The sequence below is a fragment of the Pseudoalteromonas sp. Z1A2 genome (genome assembly GCF_011378755.1).
GTDB classification, from domain to species: domain Bacteria; phylum Pseudomonadota; class Gammaproteobacteria; order Enterobacterales; family Alteromonadaceae; genus Pseudoalteromonas; species Pseudoalteromonas distincta.
This window is the reverse complement of sequence record NZ_WTKX01000011.1, coordinates 19,217-34,993: the sequence shown is the minus strand read 5'-3', so window position 1 is coordinate 34,993 and position 15,777 is coordinate 19,217. Positions and strand designations below refer to the sequence as shown.

17 protein-coding genes are annotated in these 15,777 nt (G+C 39.1%); 7 read left to right on the top strand and 10 right to left on the bottom strand.

What is annotated here, in order from left to right; genetic code table 11:
* Nucleotides 1-58 precede the first annotated feature (58 nt).
* On the top strand, nt 59-1,417 hold the full coding sequence (mgtE, locus tag GQR47_RS09530) for a magnesium transporter (RefSeq protein ID WP_002957935.1): 1,359 nt from the start codon (nt 59-61) through the stop codon (nt 1,415-1,417).
* 58 nt (nt 1,418-1,475) lie between these two features.
* Nucleotides 1,476-2,027, top strand: a complete 552-nt coding sequence (locus GQR47_RS09525) for a protein disulfide oxidoreductase (protein ID WP_024595799.1) — start codon at nt 1,476-1,478, stop codon at nt 2,025-2,027.
* Nucleotides 2,028-2,195: 168 nt separating this feature from the next.
* Here GQR47_RS09525 and GQR47_RS09520 read toward each other — a convergent pair whose 3' ends face one another.
* Nucleotides 2,196-4,373, bottom strand: coding sequence for a YgiQ family radical SAM protein (locus GQR47_RS09520; RefSeq protein ID WP_024595800.1), 2,178 nt, complete (start codon nt 4,371-4,373; stop codon nt 2,196-2,198).
* 400 nt (nt 4,374-4,773) lie between these two features.
* The gene (locus GQR47_RS09515; protein WP_024595801.1) at nt 4,774-6,963 is read right to left on the bottom strand and encodes an EAL domain-containing protein; all 2,190 of its coding nucleotides are present in this window, start codon (nt 6,961-6,963) and stop codon (nt 4,774-4,776) included.
* Between the two features lie 111 nt (nt 6,964-7,074).
* Between GQR47_RS09515 and GQR47_RS09510 the strand changes: the two genes are divergently transcribed.
* A complete protein-coding gene (locus GQR47_RS09510; RefSeq protein WP_024595802.1) occupies nt 7,075-7,656 on the top strand; it encodes an SRPBCC family protein in 582 nt (193 codons plus the stop codon).
* On the top strand, nt 7,625-8,512 hold the full coding sequence (locus tag GQR47_RS09505) for a TIGR03899 family protein (RefSeq protein ID WP_002957930.1): 888 nt from the start codon (nt 7,625-7,627) through the stop codon (nt 8,510-8,512). The genes GQR47_RS09510 and GQR47_RS09505 overlap by 32 nt, the downstream gene beginning before the upstream one ends.
* A gap of 33 nt (nt 8,513-8,545) precedes the next feature.
* Here the strand turns inward: GQR47_RS09505 and GQR47_RS09500 are convergent, their stop codons facing one another.
* The 8 genes from GQR47_RS09500 to GQR47_RS09465 all read right to left on the bottom strand — a co-directional run bounded on the left by GQR47_RS09500 (nt 8,546) and on the right by GQR47_RS09465 (nt 14,220).
* On the bottom strand, nt 8,546-9,316 hold the full coding sequence (locus GQR47_RS09500; RefSeq protein ID WP_002957929.1) for a TIGR04219 family outer membrane beta-barrel protein: 771 nt from the start codon (nt 9,314-9,316) through the stop codon (nt 8,546-8,548).
* 3 nt (nt 9,317-9,319) lie between these two features.
* Nucleotides 9,320-10,306, bottom strand: a complete 987-nt coding sequence (locus GQR47_RS09495) for a DUF2333 family protein (RefSeq protein WP_024603343.1) — start codon at nt 10,304-10,306, stop codon at nt 9,320-9,322.
* A gap of 8 nt (nt 10,307-10,314) precedes the next feature.
* Nucleotides 10,315-10,827 carry a copper chaperone PCu(A)C gene (locus GQR47_RS09490; protein ID WP_084324646.1) on the bottom strand — a complete coding sequence of 171 codons (513 nt, stop codon included), beginning with the start codon at nt 10,825-10,827 and terminating at the stop codon, nt 10,315-10,317.
* 76 nt (nt 10,828-10,903) lie between these two features.
* The gene (locus GQR47_RS09485; RefSeq protein WP_024595804.1) at nt 10,904-11,230 is read right to left on the bottom strand and encodes a hypothetical protein; all 327 of its coding nucleotides are present in this window, start codon (nt 11,228-11,230) and stop codon (nt 10,904-10,906) included.
* Between the two features lie 172 nt (nt 11,231-11,402).
* A complete protein-coding gene (locus GQR47_RS09480) occupies nt 11,403-11,609 on the bottom strand; it encodes a PspC domain-containing protein (RefSeq protein WP_002957924.1) in 207 nt (68 codons plus the stop codon).
* A 9-nt stretch (nt 11,610-11,618) separates the two neighbouring features.
* On the bottom strand, nt 11,619-12,299 hold the full coding sequence (locus tag GQR47_RS09475; RefSeq protein ID WP_024595805.1) for a PspA/IM30 family protein: 681 nt from the start codon (nt 12,297-12,299) through the stop codon (nt 11,619-11,621).
* Between the two features lie 244 nt (nt 12,300-12,543).
* Nucleotides 12,544-13,476 carry a tRNA dihydrouridine(20/20a) synthase DusA gene (dusA, locus tag GQR47_RS09470; protein WP_024595806.1) on the bottom strand — a complete coding sequence of 311 codons (933 nt, stop codon included), beginning with the start codon at nt 13,474-13,476 and terminating at the stop codon, nt 12,544-12,546.
* A gap of 123 nt (nt 13,477-13,599) precedes the next feature.
* A complete protein-coding gene (locus GQR47_RS09465) occupies nt 13,600-14,220 on the bottom strand; it encodes a MarC family protein (RefSeq protein WP_002957920.1) in 621 nt (206 codons plus the stop codon).
* Between the two features lie 95 nt (nt 14,221-14,315).
* Here GQR47_RS09465 and GQR47_RS09460 point away from each other — a divergent pair, with 95 nt between their 5' ends.
* From GQR47_RS09460 to GQR47_RS09450, 3 genes are all read left to right on the top strand, one after another.
* The gene (locus GQR47_RS09460; protein WP_002957918.1) at nt 14,316-14,753 is read left to right on the top strand and encodes a transcriptional repressor; all 438 of its coding nucleotides are present in this window, start codon (nt 14,316-14,318) and stop codon (nt 14,751-14,753) included.
* Between the two features lie 75 nt (nt 14,754-14,828).
* Entirely contained in the window at nt 14,829-15,296 is a 468-nt protein-coding gene (locus GQR47_RS09455) for a chemotaxis protein CheX (RefSeq protein ID WP_024595807.1), read from the top strand.
* Nucleotides 15,293-15,721, top strand: coding sequence for a secondary thiamine-phosphate synthase enzyme YjbQ (locus tag GQR47_RS09450; protein ID WP_024595808.1), 429 nt, complete (start codon nt 15,293-15,295; stop codon nt 15,719-15,721). Before GQR47_RS09455 ends, GQR47_RS09450 begins: the two co-directional genes overlap by 4 nt.
* Nucleotides 15,722-15,777: the final 56 nt, after the last annotated feature.

The window sequence follows — 15,777 nt, the reverse complement described above, 5'->3', positions numbered from 1 at the left end:
ACGCCAGTTAACTCACCTCCCCCCCATAAAGTAATATAACAATTTATAAAGGACGCCAATGCCTGAAGCTTTTGAACAAGATTACCCACTACAGCAACTAAAACAGGTGACGAAGTCACTCAATAGTGGTCAATTTGTTCAAGTTAGGCGCATGCTCGCAAAAACGGCTCCTTGTGATACCGCATTATTATTAGAATCATCACCGCATAAAATTCGCCGACTGCTTTGGCAATTGGTCGATCCTGATGTGCAGGGTGATGTTCTTGAAGAATTATCTGAAGATGTTCGTTTAGGCATTATTGCCCAAATGGAACCTAAGCACATTGCCGCCGCAACTGAAGACATGGGCCACGATGACTTAGGTGAAGTATTACGTAGCCTGCCAGATACCGTCTATAAAGACGTTGTTAGCGCGATGGACATTCAAGACCGTGAACGTGCCACGCAAGCACTGTCATATCAAGAGCGTTCAGCAGGTGCGCTAATGAACACCGATACGGTGACCATTCGCCCTGATGTAACACTCGATGTTGTACTTCGTTATATTAGACTGCGTGGTGAGTTACCAGAGGGTACAGATGATTTATATGTTGTTGATAAACATAACTGCTTTATAGGCGCTTTATCGCTGAGTACATTATTAACTAATCCGCCAGAAAAAATTGTGCGCGATTTAATGGATGAAGATTGTGAGTCTATCCCAATATCAATGGATGAAAGTGAAGTAGCGCAATTATTTGAGCGCCATAATTGGATATCGGCCCCTGTGGTGGACGATAACGACCAACTCCTCGGTCGTGTTACTATCGATGACATCGTTGATGTAATCCGAGAAGATGCCGAGCATAGCTTATTAAGCCTAGCCGGTCTTGATGATGAAGAGGATACATTCGCGCCTGTACTAAAAAGCTCTAAAAAACGCTCAGTTTGGCTAGGAGTTAATTTACTAACCGCACTTGCAGCTGCTTTTGTAGCTAGCTTTTTTGAAGGCACTTTAGATGTGCTCCCTATTTTGGCTGTGCTTAACGGTATTGTCCCTTCTATGGGTGGTGTTGCTGGTAGCCAATCATTAACGCTTGTTATCCGTGGTATTGCAGTAGGTCATATAAACCAAACAAACCAACGTTTCTTGATGATGAAAGAACTGGCCATTGGCGCGCTAAACGGTATTTTGTGGTCACTATTAATTGCGGGTGTTATTGCGCTATGGCAGTGGGACTTTATGCTTGGTGGCGTACTCGCTTTCGCTATGTTTATGAACTTAGTGGTGGCAGGTGTTGCTGGTGCAAGTATTCCAATAATTCTTAAAAGAATGAATATAGACCCTGCTCTTGCAGGGAGTGTGGTGCTAACCACGGTGACTGATATTGTTGGTATATTCGCCTTTTTAGGTACTGCTACATGGTTGCTGATATAAATTAAACGCTTTAAATGTAAAAAACTACAGCAAAAATACTTAGGGTAAATCAGTAGCTATGGCAACGGATACCAAACATAAAAATGACATACCTAAAAAAACGCTAAAACAAAAAAGCGTATCCATATTAAAAAGTGTACTGGTATATGGCTCTATATTTTTCGTCATTTATACCGCCGTTAATTGGTGGCAGCAACCTGTCATGCCAGCAAATCCTCAATTACAATTAATCGACTATAAAGGGCAAAACATTGATTTAGCAGCAATGAGCCAAGATAAACCCACGCTTGTGTATTTTTGGGGAACTTGGTGTCCTATTTGTAGTATTACCTCCCCTGCCATAAACGAACTCGCAAACGAGAATAAATACGCTGTTGTGAGCATCGCGATAAAGTCAGGCTCTGCTCAAGAGCTGCATGATTATTTAAATGAGCAAGGCTACAGCTTCAGTACTGTTAACGATCAACACGGGGAGATATTTTCCGATTGGCAGGGACATGTCACGCCATCTTATATAATCTTAAAAGATAATAAAATGACGCAAGGACTCACCGGCATTCAGCCGTTATGGTCACTTAAATTGCGTTTGTGGTTATCATCAATGCTTTAAAAAAAAGCTAAACTTAGCACAGGATATCTAAAGAGAGGGGCTCTAAAACCTCACTCTTTATCACCTACAATAATATAGATAATAAAGAGCAAAGCTTACTTAATTTACGTATACAAAAGCTAAAAAACGCGTACCGCAATTAGCCTTATCTATTAGAAAATAAAGTTACTAACGTGTGCTTTGACGATTACCGCCTACTTTTGGCTTAGTGTTTGCCTTTTTAAATTGGCTAAAACCGGTATGTCGCGTTAGTGCCGGACGCCCACCTTTTTTACCACCTTTACCTGCTTTTTCATCGCGCCCTTCTTCTGGCACTAAACAGTTAGGCCCTTTACCAATTAAATTAGCTTTACCCATTTTACGTAGAGCTTCACGTATCATTGGCCAACCAGCTGCATCGTGGTAGCGTAAAATAGCTTTATGTAATCTACGTTGGCGTGCGCCTTTAGGTACTGGAACAACTTCTGAGTTGTTTTTTATATTACGTAAAGAGTTCATCTCTGTATGGTAAATAGTCGTCGCATTAGCCATAGGTGATGGGTAAAAATTTTGTACCTGATCAAGCTTAAAGTCGTTTAATTTAAGCCATAAAGCCATGTTTACCATGTCTTCATCTTTTGTACCTGGGTGAGCAGATATAAAGTAAGGTATTAAATACTGCTTTTTACCGGCTTCTTTAGAGTACTTATCAAATAGTTCTTTAAATTGATCGTACGCCCCCATACCTGGTTTCATCATTTTTGATAATGGACCATCCTCTGTATGCTCTGGCGCTATTTTTAAGTAACCGCCTACATGATGCGTTACTAATTCTTTAACGTAACGCGGGTCGCGTACAGCTAAATCGTAACGTACACCTGAAGCAATCAATACCTTTTTAATACCCTTAACTTCACGTGCTTTTTTATACAAATCTATTGTTGGCGTATGATCTGTATCCATGTGTTTACAAATATCAGGATATACACATGATAAGCGTCTACAGGTACTCTCGGCCTTTTTACTAGTACAGCGCAGCTTATACATATTCGCCGTTGGGCCACCTAAATCAGAAATAACACCAGTAAAGCCGGGAACTTTATCTCTAATTTGTTCAATTTCTTCAATAATAGATTCTTGCGAACGACTTTGAATAATGCGCCCTTCATGTTCTGTAATTGAGCAAAACGAACAACCACCAAAACAGCCACGCATAATATTAACTGACGTTTTAATCATATCGTAAGCAGGTATTTTAGCATCACCATAACTTGGGTGAGGAATACGCTGATACGGCAAACCAAATACAGCATCCATCTCATGTGTTTCTAATGGATATGCTGGCGGGTTTACCCAAATAGAGCGATCGCCATGTCGTTGGTAAAGCGCTCTTGCACAACCAGGGTTTGTTTCTTGGTGTAAAATTCGCGAGGCATGGGCGTATAAAGGTTTGTTAACACTTACTTGCTCATAAGCAGGTAACTTAACATAGGTTTTTTCCCACGGCTTAGGACGTGCAGGCTGAACCATGATTGGTTTTGCCGCTTCTGCTTTTAAATCAATACCCGCTTGTTTAAATTCTGATTTACTACAGCCAACATCATCCGCGCCATATGGGTTTGGAATAGGGTCGATTTTACCAATTTTATCAATAGCGGTAGAATCACTGCCACGCCAACCAGGTAGAGGCTCTTTTCGAATAACAGCCGTGCCGCGAATATCCTGAATCGTATCCATCGTTTCACCCGCCGCAATACGGTGTGCAACTTCAACTAGCGGGCGCTCTGCGTTACCGTAAATTAAAATATCGGCTTTTGCATCAAACAAAATACTACGACGTACTTTTTCCTGCCAATAGTCGTAATGAGCAATACGGCGAAGGCTGGCTTCAATACCGCCAATAACAATTGGGATACCTTTGTATGCTTCACGGCATTTTTGCGAGTAAATCATCACGGCGCGATCTGGGCGCTTACCGCCAACGTTATTAGGCGTGTAAGCATCATCGTGGCGCATGCGTTTTTCCGCTGTATAGCGGTTGATCATCGAATCCATGTTGCCGGCTGTTACACCAAAAAATAAATTCGGTCTGCCGAGCTCCATAAATGCATCTTTAGAGTTCCATGCAGGTTGGGCAATAATCCCCACTCTAAAGCCTTGCGCTTCAAGTACACGGCCAATTACAGCCATACCAAAACTAGGATGGTCAACATACGCATCGCCACTAATTATTATTATGTCGCAGCTATCCCAGCCAAGTGCATCCATTTCTTCACGTGTAGTTGGTAAAAATGGCGCGGTGCCATAACATTCAGCCCAGTATTTCGGGTATGAAAATAAGGCGCGCTTAGCTTTGAGTGTGCTCATAATTGTGGCCGTAGAATAACAAAAGGCGCGAATTATACCCTACTAAATTCTTTATATATACAAAGTAGTCAAAGCATATCGCGCTTTAAATTCTAAATCGTTCATTAGGGCGTGTTGATCTTTGTGGATTGAAATTTGTTCAATCTAGGGGCGATTTAATCGCGGCGCGAGGTTTGTAACCTAGCGGGCTAAGTAAAAACCGAGCAACAAAGAGTTAATCGTCCCTAGAAAGAACCCAAAGGGCAGCGCATGTTTGGCATTTATGCTGCGTTATCGCCTATTTATGGGGAACAACCACACTACATAGGCTCTGCCTTGCCTAAATACCAAACAATCTGCTGCAAAATTAATCACAAAAGTTCAACACGCCCTAACTTAAATAATAATAAGTTAATCTTTTTTAGCGTTTATTTATAAATTCTATCAATTCATGCTCAGGCATGGGTTTAGCATACATAAAACCTTGTACCTCATCACAGCCTAAGTTTTTTAAGAACTGAGCTTGTTCTTGTGTTTCAACGCCTTCAGCAATCGTTTTTAAACCCAACTTAGCACCAAGAGAAATAACTAAGGCAGCAATAGCGCCAGTGTCATCATTTGGCAGATCCTTAATAAATGCACGATCTATTTTCAACCTATCCAAGGGTAAACTTTGTATATAACTAAGCGATGAAAAGCCAGTCCCAAAGTCATCAATAGCAACCTCAATCCCTAACTCTTGAAGCTCTCTAAGTGTATTAATAACAGTTTCGAGTTCATCCATTACTACGCTTTCTGTGACTTCTAACTCTATGTTTTTTGGCTTAACACCATATTTTAATAATGTATTTTTAACGTTTTGAGCATAGCCTTTTACTTTAAACTGCGGAACAGACACATTAACCGCAATACAAATTTCGGTACCCATATTTTCTAGGCGCTTTTGTTGTTGGCAAGCTTGCTCTAAAACCCACTGCCCTATATCAACAATCAAGCCCGCATCTTCTGCAAGTGGAACAAATACCGCTGGCGATATATATGATCCGTTACCGGTGGGCCACCTAAGTAATGCCTCACACCCAATTAAAGACAAGTCCCCTAATGAAAGTTGAGGTTGATACCATACCTCTAACTTGTTTCGAGCAAAATCATGACGTAATTGTCTAATAATTCCTATGCGCCAAGCCATTTTATCTTGCATGTCTACACTGTAATAAATTCCCTCTTTGTGTTTTGTTTTTTTAGCTTGATTAAGTGCAATATAAGCAACTTTAAGTGTATCAATCCCGCTACTTTGAAAGTCTTGCTGTTGGCATAAACCCAATCTAAAATCGATAGGCAATGTATGCTCTTCTGCGCAAAATGGAACACCTAACTGCTCATTCAATTTTTTTAAGTCGAGTTCATCACGGCGAATAATAAAACCAAAAACATCAGCACCAATACGAGATAGTAATTTAGCTGTCGGGTAGTTTTCTTTTAACCTTTGCACAATGCCAATTAATACTTTATTGCCGACCTCTTGCCCTAAGCCGTTATTAATATCTGCAAAATTAACTATATCAAGTAGTACAAATACATAATCATTCACGTGCGGCTTTTGATAGCGCACTACCCGTTCAATAAAATTGGTACGATTTGAAATACCTGTAAGCACATCTTTATAAGCTGCATCCCTTAACTTTACAAACAGCCTTATATTATCGAGGGCCACACTCACATTTGTTAAGAAGATTTCAGCAAACTGCAACTGCGCTGGCAAAGGAACATGGTCACATTCTATATATAAAGCCGCTTTTCTATGCTTACTTCTTAATACAAATGTTGCACTTGAGTCTGTATGTTGATGCTTTGATAAATCAAAACACAACTCAACTTGTTTAAATACTTTGCTATCAACATTAATTAATTTTTCACCAAAGTAGTTTTCGTAATGCCCACAACCACCTAAGACTTGAATAAAGTCATCGCCATCTAATTTGCTGCACACAAGCCCTCGAGGTGAACACTTTAAAATAATACTCATGTGCTTGATGATTTCTTTGCATAGTTGCTTAATATCAGTAAGCCCTAAAATAGACTTTGATGCAAAAACAATCGTGTTCATTGCATCACTTTGATATTCAAGCTGGCATACCTGCTCGTAAGAGCGAATAGCGGTTATGAGCGATGTTACTAATTTAGAGCGAGTGAGTTCTGTTTTAGTTTTATAATCATTTATGTCGTACTCACGTATTACTTTTTCCTCTGGTATATTACCAGCTTGCCCTGTTCTTAAAATAATTCTTACATGTTGATTATTTAATTCGTCACGCACCCTTTTTACAACCTGCAAGCCAGCATCGTCAGTTTCCATAATAACGTCTAAAAAAATAACTGAAATATTGTTATTTTTAGCTAAAATCTCTATTGCTTCAGCGCCCGAATAGGCATCATGAAATCGCAAGCCTGCCCCCCAAAACTCAACTCCAGACAAAGCCAACTTTGTTACAGAGTGGATCTCAGGTTCGTCATCAACAATTAAAATATCCCAAAACTTAGTCGGCTCAATAACTGCATCATCTTCATAGTCTTGTTCAAAAAATAAAAAATCGTTTTGATCTGACGACATTCGCTCTCCTAGGTAGCAATTTATCAATTATTTTTGGTTTATAATCTAATTCATACTATAGTCGATTAATAAAAAGTTGTTGTATTTCAACTCAAAAAATTAATAGAAGGTGTGCTTATTAAACCATTAAAAATATTAATCAAAGGCGTACTGTTATTGTTATTGGTATTAGTACTGGTAGGGCTGATACTTCCCCAAAGTTATAATGTAAATAAAACAATAGAAATCAATGCAAATATTGACGCAGTAAAACCGCTTATTACTGACTTTAATCAATGGCAAAAATGGTCTCCATGGGAAAAAGTAGACCCCAGTATACGTTTTACTTTGGGCGAACCGAACTCTGGCCTGGGTGCTCATCAGTCTTGGAAGGGAAAATGGGGGTATGGTGAAATGATCATAACTTCGGTGAGTCAAAATAAGGTCAGCTTTAATATACTTTTAAATGCTGAGCATATTATTAGGGGGACTTTTAATTTTAGTGAGCAAAACGGTATCGTCACTCTAATATGTAAGATTAACGGACAAACAACCGCTCCTTTAATATCGGGTTACACCGCAATTTTGAGCGAAAATGTGCTCCGTAATACAGTTTCAATGGGGTTAAATAACCTTAAAACTGTTGCTCAGCTTAGTCATTCACAAAGGACAATGCACAGCCATGCCAGTCAAGACAGCACAAGCGAGAATTAACCTTGCTAACATTATCGAATCCTTACTTGGTTACCCTATAACAAAAATAGGCAGTAACGGAATACTGCCTACCCCCGAACAAAATTACGATATTAAAGGCCAAGTTAAGCCGCTTTATCATATCAACAGTGAAAACTCTGTTTTAGCTCGTGCCCAAAAGCGCCAAGATTTACTACTAATAAAACAACAACAAAATATAGAGTCAATTTTAGCAATGGCTATGGGGTTTTGCCCCGATGTAGCAAGTAGTAAACAACCCGATGCTGACTGGGTAGAGCACTTTATCGCACTGTGCGAAGATACTTCAAATGCGTCAATGCAAACTTTATGGGCCAAAATTTTAACGGGAGAAACACTCAACCCTGGTACGTTTTCAATTAAAAGCCTGCAAACGTTAAAGCATATGACACAGCGAGAAGCTGACTCTTTGCAAAAATGTGTGTCGCTCTCAGGCTATAACGAAAAAGACGACAGCCACTTTATTTTACTCGGCTTTTACAAAAAACCGTCATTGTTTGATTTGCTACGAAAAGGCAATAAAGTGTCTCTAAATTTAGGAAAAACAGGTATTAGTTTTCCTGATATTTTAACACTTATGGATCTTAATTTACTGTATAGAAAAGAAATTGAATCTGCAGTACTTAAAGCGGGGCAAGAACTTACCCTTTCATTTTTATCGCAAAAAGTAACGTTAAAAGCAAAAAGCAGTGACTTGGTATTAAGCTATTATAAATTCACGCAAACAGGTGATGAGTTATCTAAACTCATTAATTTTCCTGTAAATAAAATTTATAAGCAGTTAATTAATAATGCGCTGGAGGGAGAGTTTGATTTAGCGTGGCACGCAATAAAATAATATGCCACGCTTTGTTTAATTAGAAAATACTAATTAAAAGTGAACCTGAATACCCGCAAATGGGCCAGATGCATCAATATCAGTAGTAATATCATCTACATCATCAAGTTCTAATACCATAGAGCGGTAACCTGCTTTAACAGCAACATCTACTGCTAGGTTATCAATAAGTTCCCACGCTACGCCTACTTGGTAATCTTGTACTTTGCTATCGTCAATAGCCAAAAAGCTACCTTCAAAAAATACACTTAAACCAGTAAAAGGTAAGCCAGCTTCGGCACGGCCATATGCAAGAGGAACAAAACCAGAGAAATCTTTTGTTTCGGTAAAGTTAGTACCACCATTTTGAGTAGTACCATTTACAACAATATCACCATCAAACTGCTTAGCATTTAAACCTAAGTCAATTGAGATTAAGTCATTATCAAAAATTTCATAATAAAAAATATAATCAATATGCGTTAAATCACTTACCGTATTTACAGTAGAACCAACAACATAATCAGAACCATTGAAGCTAAATGTATCTGTAAGCAGCGCAGAACCATTTAACTCAAGCTCTGTATACTTTAATTTGATGTTTGGTACTAATGGCACTGGGTGCTCAAGCGCCGCGTAATAACTTACAAACGTCTCATCTTCAAAATTGAAATCTTGAGATGCATTATTTTTATAAGAAAATTGACCATCGTTATCTGACTTCCACCCATCAACACCTACGTATAAACCTAGTAGAGTGTCAGCTTGCGCTGCTGGTGCTAAACATGCCATTGAAAGGGCTGCTGCTAAACAATACTTTTTCATTTTTTATCCTTGAGCTAGTAGTTCGCTGAGTTCGATTAAAGCCGCATTGGCTCTAGAAATATAATTTGCCATAACTAAAGAATGGTTTGCCACATAGCCAAAACCATTGCCGTTTAAAATAAGTGGGCTCCATACTGTTTCTTGAGTGGCCTCAAGTTCACGTATGATTTGTTGTAAGCTTACACGTGCATTTTTCTTTTCAAGTACGTCATTAAAGTCATACTCTATCGCTTGTAAAAAATGCAGTAATGCCCAAGTTGCACCGCGCGACTCGTAAAACACATCGTCAATTTCCAACCATGGTGTTCTTACTTGCTGCTGCAGTGGCGCAAGAGTTGCTTGTTTATTAGATGAATTACCCGCTAAATCGGTGTTCACTTTTTCTTGGCCTACGCTCGCACTTAAACGTTGGCTTAAGCTACCTAAACGTTTTTCAGCTTCTTTAAGCCAACTACGTAAGTTATCTGCTCGTGCGTAAAATTGGCTATCGCGCTCATGCTCATTAGCAATTTGTCCACGATATACCATTAAGTAGTCAATACCTTTTTGGTACTCACCTTCGGCACTTGGCCATGCCCATGCCTCAGAGCTTATATTAAACTGCGGCTGCGCCTTTTTAAGGGCTTCATGTTCCGTAGACTGTGATTGCGAACGGCTAAAATCTTTTCGCATAGAAAGCGATAAATCACGTACCATTTCTAGTGCGCCATATTCCCACGCTGGCATATCATCCATAATAATACTTGGTGGTATTACATCATTTGATAAGTAGCCACCCGGTTTATCTAGTAAGGTATTGGCTACCGTAATTAATGTAGAAGTAGTTACATAACCCGTTACTATTTTTTCATTACGAAGCTGCGCTTGCTCTTTCGCGTTGGCAACAACGTCAAAACGTGAAGGTTCTGTGCTCCAATAAACAGCAATTGCGTAAAAAATGATAAGCAGTAAAACAATTATTCCTGCTATTTTTCCTTTATGTTGCGACATGTGTACTCCTAATGATGAGCGTGTTGAGTAGATGGTTTTGACTGCTTAGCTTGCGCTTCAAGCGACACGACTTGAGCATTAGTAAATAAGCGATTACCGTCACTAAAATATAGTGTGAGTTTACGTTCTTGTCCTACTTTTAATGGCTCTTGTGGTTCAAATGCCATTAAATGATAACCGCCAGGCTGAAAGCTGACGCTTTCGTGCGCCTTAATTTCAACCGATTCAACTTGTTGCATTTTCATCATGCCGTCTACATGTGAATGCTCGTGTATTTCAACACGCCCTAAGCCATCAATAGTTGCCTTAGTTAAAGTTGCTGCGGCTCCACTGTGATTAATAAGGGTTAAATAACCTACAGTTGAAGTACTGCCAGGTAAAAACTCTCTAACTTGCGCGTTAGTTACTTCGAGCACAGCTACATCAGAACCATGATCGTGCCCTGAGTGCGCCGCCAACGATGACGAAAAAAAACTAAATATTAATGCAGAAGCCATCGAAAAACATAGTTTCGTCATCATTCTTATCCTTATGAAAACTTTAAATTACAGGCTAAATTTAACATAGTTAACCTATAATAGTCAGTCAAATTAAGGATTAAGAGGCTACTTTTTTGTTATCGGCAACAAGCCAACACAACACTGCAACAAATAGTAACGGCCATGCAATCATTATAGATCCGAATAAAAGCGCTAAAACAGTCCCTGCTAATGCCACTACACCCGCACCAACTAATCCCATAGTAATTAAAGCCACTACCGCAACTACAGCAATAATTGCGGCCAAAGCACCTACAAGCTCGAGCCCAGCCCAACTAATGTCAGCAATCCATAACGGCAACTGCCAAGAATCAATCTGCACAAACGTTATTAAATCAGTAAACAGTAATAAATAGATAAATACACATACTGCCAAAGCTTTCATAGTAATTCTCCTTATACCAACCGGCTTATATATGAGGCCTATTTAACGATAAGAAAATTGCGCTATAACTAGGCAAAAATTTTTATACTTAGCTGTTCTAAATTAAAATTTTTAATAACGTTATAGGGTGATTTAATTCGTTAAATTGTTCAAATATTTATGCCTGTTGCTATTAATACTCTTTATTTTCAAGGCAGCAATGCGCTATAAAATAGCCAAGTGCAACTGCAAACGGAAAACTCAAAAATAATAAAATAGTAACTACGCGGGTTGCCCAAACCGGAAAGTCCAATCTATGGGCTAAACCACTACACACACCCGATATTTTTTTATTCAAAGTATCTTTATACCAACCTTGTTGACGATTAAAGCTGTTCATAGCAATCTCCTAAGCAGTGTGTTTTAAATTAGTATTTAAGTTCGCTTTTAAGCGAGCCAACTCAGCATCAATTTTTTCATTTTTAACTAACGACTCAATTTGGGCACTGGTAGAGCTTGCTGTATCAGTCAGCTCATAAGCCTCTACTTGAGCTTCAATACCTTCAACACGCTGCTCTATTTGTTCAAAACGAGACAACGCATGAGCTACTTTATCGCTTTGTAGTTGCGTACTGATTCGCCCTCTAGCAATAGCAACATTATGGCGTTGCATTAACTGAGCTTGCTTAGTTTTAGCCATAGCCATTTTTTGCTGCAAGCGTTCACAATCAGACTTAATTTTTGCAATAGACTCTTGCAAAGTTTCTAGTTGAGTTTGCTTATTTTCAATGTTTTCGTTAACGCGTTGCTTCTCAAGTAAAGCTGATTTAGCAAGGTCATCACTGCCCTTCTCAACCGCACGTTCTGCTTTAATTTGCCAAGCTGCTAATTCTGTTTTTTTAGTATCAATTTGGCGATTAATCACTTTCTCTTCACACAATAAAGCGGCTGCTGTACTACGGGACTCATTCAATGCATCTTGCATCTCGGTAAGCATTAGGTTTAAAAGTTTTTCTGGATCTTCTGCTTTATCAAGCATGGCGACAATGTTTGATTGAATTACATCATTTACGCGGTTAAATATTCCCATGGTATTCTCCTGTTGATTTTTAATTAATTTCAACAAGAAGATTCCAAGAGTTGTGCCAAGTCCATCAAAACGAAAATAAAGCGTTTAAAATCATTATATTAAATAAAAACCACTCTGAATTTTAGTGACTTTAAGCTGAACAACATAGAGTGTAATTGGCCAATAAATTATGATTTTGACTAATTTTTAGGATCAAAAAAGCCACTCGAAAGTGGCTAAAATTTAGAATTTTTAAAGCTTAATTTTATTCTGGTACAAAGCTTAATGCTTTATCCATTACCGATAAATCAGCTTGCTTACCGTGACCACTTTCAGAAAGGTGGCGTCTAAAGCCTCGCGCACCAGGCTGCCCCTGAAAAATACCGAGCATGTGACGTGCAATATGCCAAAAATTAGCACCCAAACGCATTTCTTCTTCAATGTAGTCATACATTGAACGCACTACGTCGTGGCGTGACTGCGTGTTTGCAGAATCACCATAAATTTTCTCATCAACGTCATTGAGCATAAATGGGTTGCTATAAGCCTCACGCCCAATCATTACGCCATCAATATGTTGCAAATGTTCTAGGCTCTGCTCAACTGTTTTAACACCGCCATTTAGGCTTAAGTCTAACTGCGGATAATCTTTTTTAAGTTGATAAACACGTGGGTAATCAAGCGGTGGAACCTCACGATTTTCTTTCGGGCTTAAACCATTGAGCCATGCTTTACGAGCATGAATAATAAAATCATCACACCCTACTTTATGAGACGCTTCAATAAGCGCACATAAAAACTCATACGAATCTTGCTCATCAATACCAATACGCGTTTTAACGGTAACAGGAATGCTTACTTCGTTTTTCATTGCTGCAACACACTCAGCAACTAATTGAGGTTCAGCCATTAAACATGCGCCAAATCGGCCATTTTGAACTCTGTCTGACGGGCAACCTACATTTAAATTTATTTCGTCATAGCCACGCTCACCTGCGAGCTTTGCACATTGCGCAAGCGCTTTAGGATCAGAGCCACCAAGTTGCAGTGCAACTGGGCCTTCGTGTTTATTAAAATGTAAGTAGTCGCCTCGACCAAATAAAATAGCCCCTGTGGTTATCATTTCAGTATAAAGCACAGTATGTTTAGTCATTTTGCGATGAAAAGTACGACAATGGCGATCAGTCCAATCAAGCATTGGGGCCACAGAAAAGCGTCTATCCAAAGTACATTTATTCAAAGCAAACCTCAGGGTATTAAAATTATTAAGCACAGCTTAAAAGGCGCTGCATTTTACACAAAAGCCTAGCGAGCATCAATGTTAAGAGAAAACCTGCAAGCCAAAATAATGGGCTATACCATTTAAAATATTGGTAACTGCAACCGAGCTTAAAATAAGCCCCATAATTCTACTTATTATACTTGCGCCACTGTCACCAATTAATTTATGCACATGTGTTGCAAGCAGTAACAAAACCAGTACAACCGCTAATACAGCAAGCATCATCGAAGACGTTAGTAACTGCTCAACCCAAGTATATTCTTCATTACGAGTCATTAATACGGCGCCTAACATAGCGCCAGGGCTTGCGATAGAGGGAATCGCAAGCGGGAAAATAGCGGTTTCAGTGCTGTCGCGTACACTTTTAATTTCGGCTTCAGGCTTACTTTCACCAAATATCATTGAAAGCGCAAAAATAAGTAATATGATACCGCCGGCTATTTGAAAAGCCGAAAGTGGAATTTCAATTGCGTTAAGTAATTGCTCACCTGCAAGTACAAAAAATAAGAGCACTAATGCAGATACGCCTACCGCTTTATATATAACTTTGCGTTTAAATTTCTCATCATCACCACGTGTGACTGCAATAAATACAGGTACAGTACCAATGGGGTCAATAACCGCAAAAAAGAAAATAAATATAGCCAATAGTTCGTGCATTACTGGGTTTCCTAGGTAAAAAGCGCTTAATAAAAACGCTGCAACTACAACACAGTATGTTAGTATATCACGGTAGCATAAGGATAAGAGTAATGATGAATATAGAATCACTCGTAAGTAAAGCAAAACAAGTTTGTGACAACCGTGGTGCGCGTTTTACGCCTATCCGCGAGAAAGTATTTCGCCTATTAGCCAGCGCACAAGGTGGTGTTGGTGCATACGATTTACTTGAGCAATTAAAAATAACTGAAACGGGTGCTAAACCTGCAACTATTTATCGTGCATTAGACTTTTTAGCTGAGCTAGGTTTTATTCATAAAATTGAAAGCACAAATGCATTTATGCTGTGTCATCATTTTGATCATATACACCCAGTACAATTGTTAATTTGCGATACCTGTGGTTTTGTCAAAGAATTACACTCGAGTGTAATTTCGCATGAGCTAAATAATTTAGCTGCCGAAGGTGGCTTTGTTGTATCAGGGCAAACAATAGAAGCACATGGTAAATGTGAATCTTGCAGAGCATCATAATCCTTCAAAGTTATCCTTAGTGACTATACTCAAACTATATAGTCATTTCACAGAACAAATTTAAGAGTAGCCACTATGAATGTAGAATTCATCAATCCTTTTTTATCTTCTTTAATTAATGTTTTGAGCACTATGGCTCAAACTCAATTGAAGCCAGGTAAACCTCGCATTAAAACTGATGAAATAGCCTGTGGTGATGTATCAGGTTTGATTGGCATGGTTGGCCCGCAAACGCGAGGATCATTTTCAATTACATTTGATGAAGAGCTAGCATTAACTATCATGGAGCGTATGCTTGGCGAACGCCCTGATGCTATAGATGAAGAAGTTACCGATATGGTTGGTGAAATAACCAACATGGTAACCGGTGGTGCTAAAAACTTACTTGGCGAGAAAGGCTTCGACTTTGATATGGCAACGCCTATTGTGGTATCTGGTAAGGGCCATACAATTACTCATAAAAGCCAAGGTAAAAAAATCATCATGCCATTTAGCTGTGACGCTGGTAATGCAAACATTGAAGTTAGTTTCGATAAACTATGAGTTGGCAGCAAAAGCAAATTACATTAAAGCCTCGCCCGCGAGGTTTTCATATAATCGATGACGAAATATTGTCTCAGCTTCCTGAACTGGCGAGTTATAAAGTTGGCTTGTTACATTTATTTATTCAGCATACCTCAGCGAGCCTTACAATAAACGAAAATGCAGACCCTACTGTTCGTATGGACATGGAGAGCCATTTCAATAAATTCGTTCCTGAGCGTCAACCTTATTATCGCCACGATTATGAAGGTGACGATGACATGCCTGCACACATAAAAACCAGTACGTTAGGCTGCGAGTTAAGTATTCCTATTTCAAATGGCTATTTAGCGTTAGGTACATGGCAAGGTATTTATTTAGGTGAACATCGCGATTCTGGTGGCTCTAGACGAGTTATAGCAACTATTCAGGGTGAGCTATTTTAATAAAAGCTCCCGGTTTCAAAGTATTGACTCTTTACCTCACTCATACCTCATAACTT

Excerpts from the sequence above, each read along its gene's own strand:
- mgtE (WP_002957935.1), top strand. The coding sequence starts at position 59 with ATGCCTGAAGCTTTTGAACAAGATTACCCACTACAGCAACTAAAACAG.
- GQR47_RS09525 (WP_024595799.1), top strand. The coding sequence starts at position 1,476 with ATGGCAACGGATACCAAACATAAAAATGACATACCTAAAAAAACGCTA.
- GQR47_RS09520 (WP_024595800.1), bottom strand. The coding sequence starts at position 4,373 with ATGAGCACACTCAAAGCTAAGCGCGCCTTATTTTCATACCCGAAATAC.
- GQR47_RS09515 (WP_024595801.1), bottom strand. The coding sequence starts at position 6,963 with ATGTCGTCAGATCAAAACGATTTTTTATTTTTTGAACAAGACTATGAA.
- GQR47_RS09505 (WP_002957930.1), top strand. The coding sequence starts at position 7,625 with ATGCCAGTCAAGACAGCACAAGCGAGAATTAACCTTGCTAACATTATC.
- GQR47_RS09500 (WP_002957929.1), bottom strand. The coding sequence starts at position 9,316 with ATGAAAAAGTATTGTTTAGCAGCAGCCCTTTCAATGGCATGTTTAGCA.
- GQR47_RS09495 (WP_024603343.1), bottom strand. The coding sequence starts at position 10,306 with ATGTCGCAACATAAAGGAAAAATAGCAGGAATAATTGTTTTACTGCTT.
- GQR47_RS09490 (WP_084324646.1), bottom strand. The coding sequence starts at position 10,827 with ATGATGACGAAACTATGTTTTTCGATGGCTTCTGCATTAATATTTAGT.
- GQR47_RS09485 (WP_024595804.1), bottom strand. The coding sequence starts at position 11,230 with ATGAAAGCTTTGGCAGTATGTGTATTTATCTATTTATTACTGTTTACT.
- GQR47_RS09480 (WP_002957924.1), bottom strand. The coding sequence starts at position 11,609 with ATGAACAGCTTTAATCGTCAACAAGGTTGGTATAAAGATACTTTGAAT.
- GQR47_RS09475 (WP_024595805.1), bottom strand. The coding sequence starts at position 12,299 with ATGGGAATATTTAACCGCGTAAATGATGTAATTCAATCAAACATTGTC.
- dusA (WP_024595806.1), bottom strand. The coding sequence starts at position 13,476 with ATGCTTGATTGGACTGATCGCCATTGTCGTACTTTTCATCGCAAAATG.
- GQR47_RS09465 (WP_002957920.1), bottom strand. The coding sequence starts at position 14,220 with ATGCACGAACTATTGGCTATATTTATTTTCTTTTTTGCGGTTATTGAC.
- GQR47_RS09460 (WP_002957918.1), top strand. The coding sequence starts at position 14,316 with ATGAATATAGAATCACTCGTAAGTAAAGCAAAACAAGTTTGTGACAAC.
- GQR47_RS09455 (WP_024595807.1), top strand. The coding sequence starts at position 14,829 with ATGAATGTAGAATTCATCAATCCTTTTTTATCTTCTTTAATTAATGTT.
- GQR47_RS09450 (WP_024595808.1), top strand. The coding sequence starts at position 15,293 with ATGAGTTGGCAGCAAAAGCAAATTACATTAAAGCCTCGCCCGCGAGGT.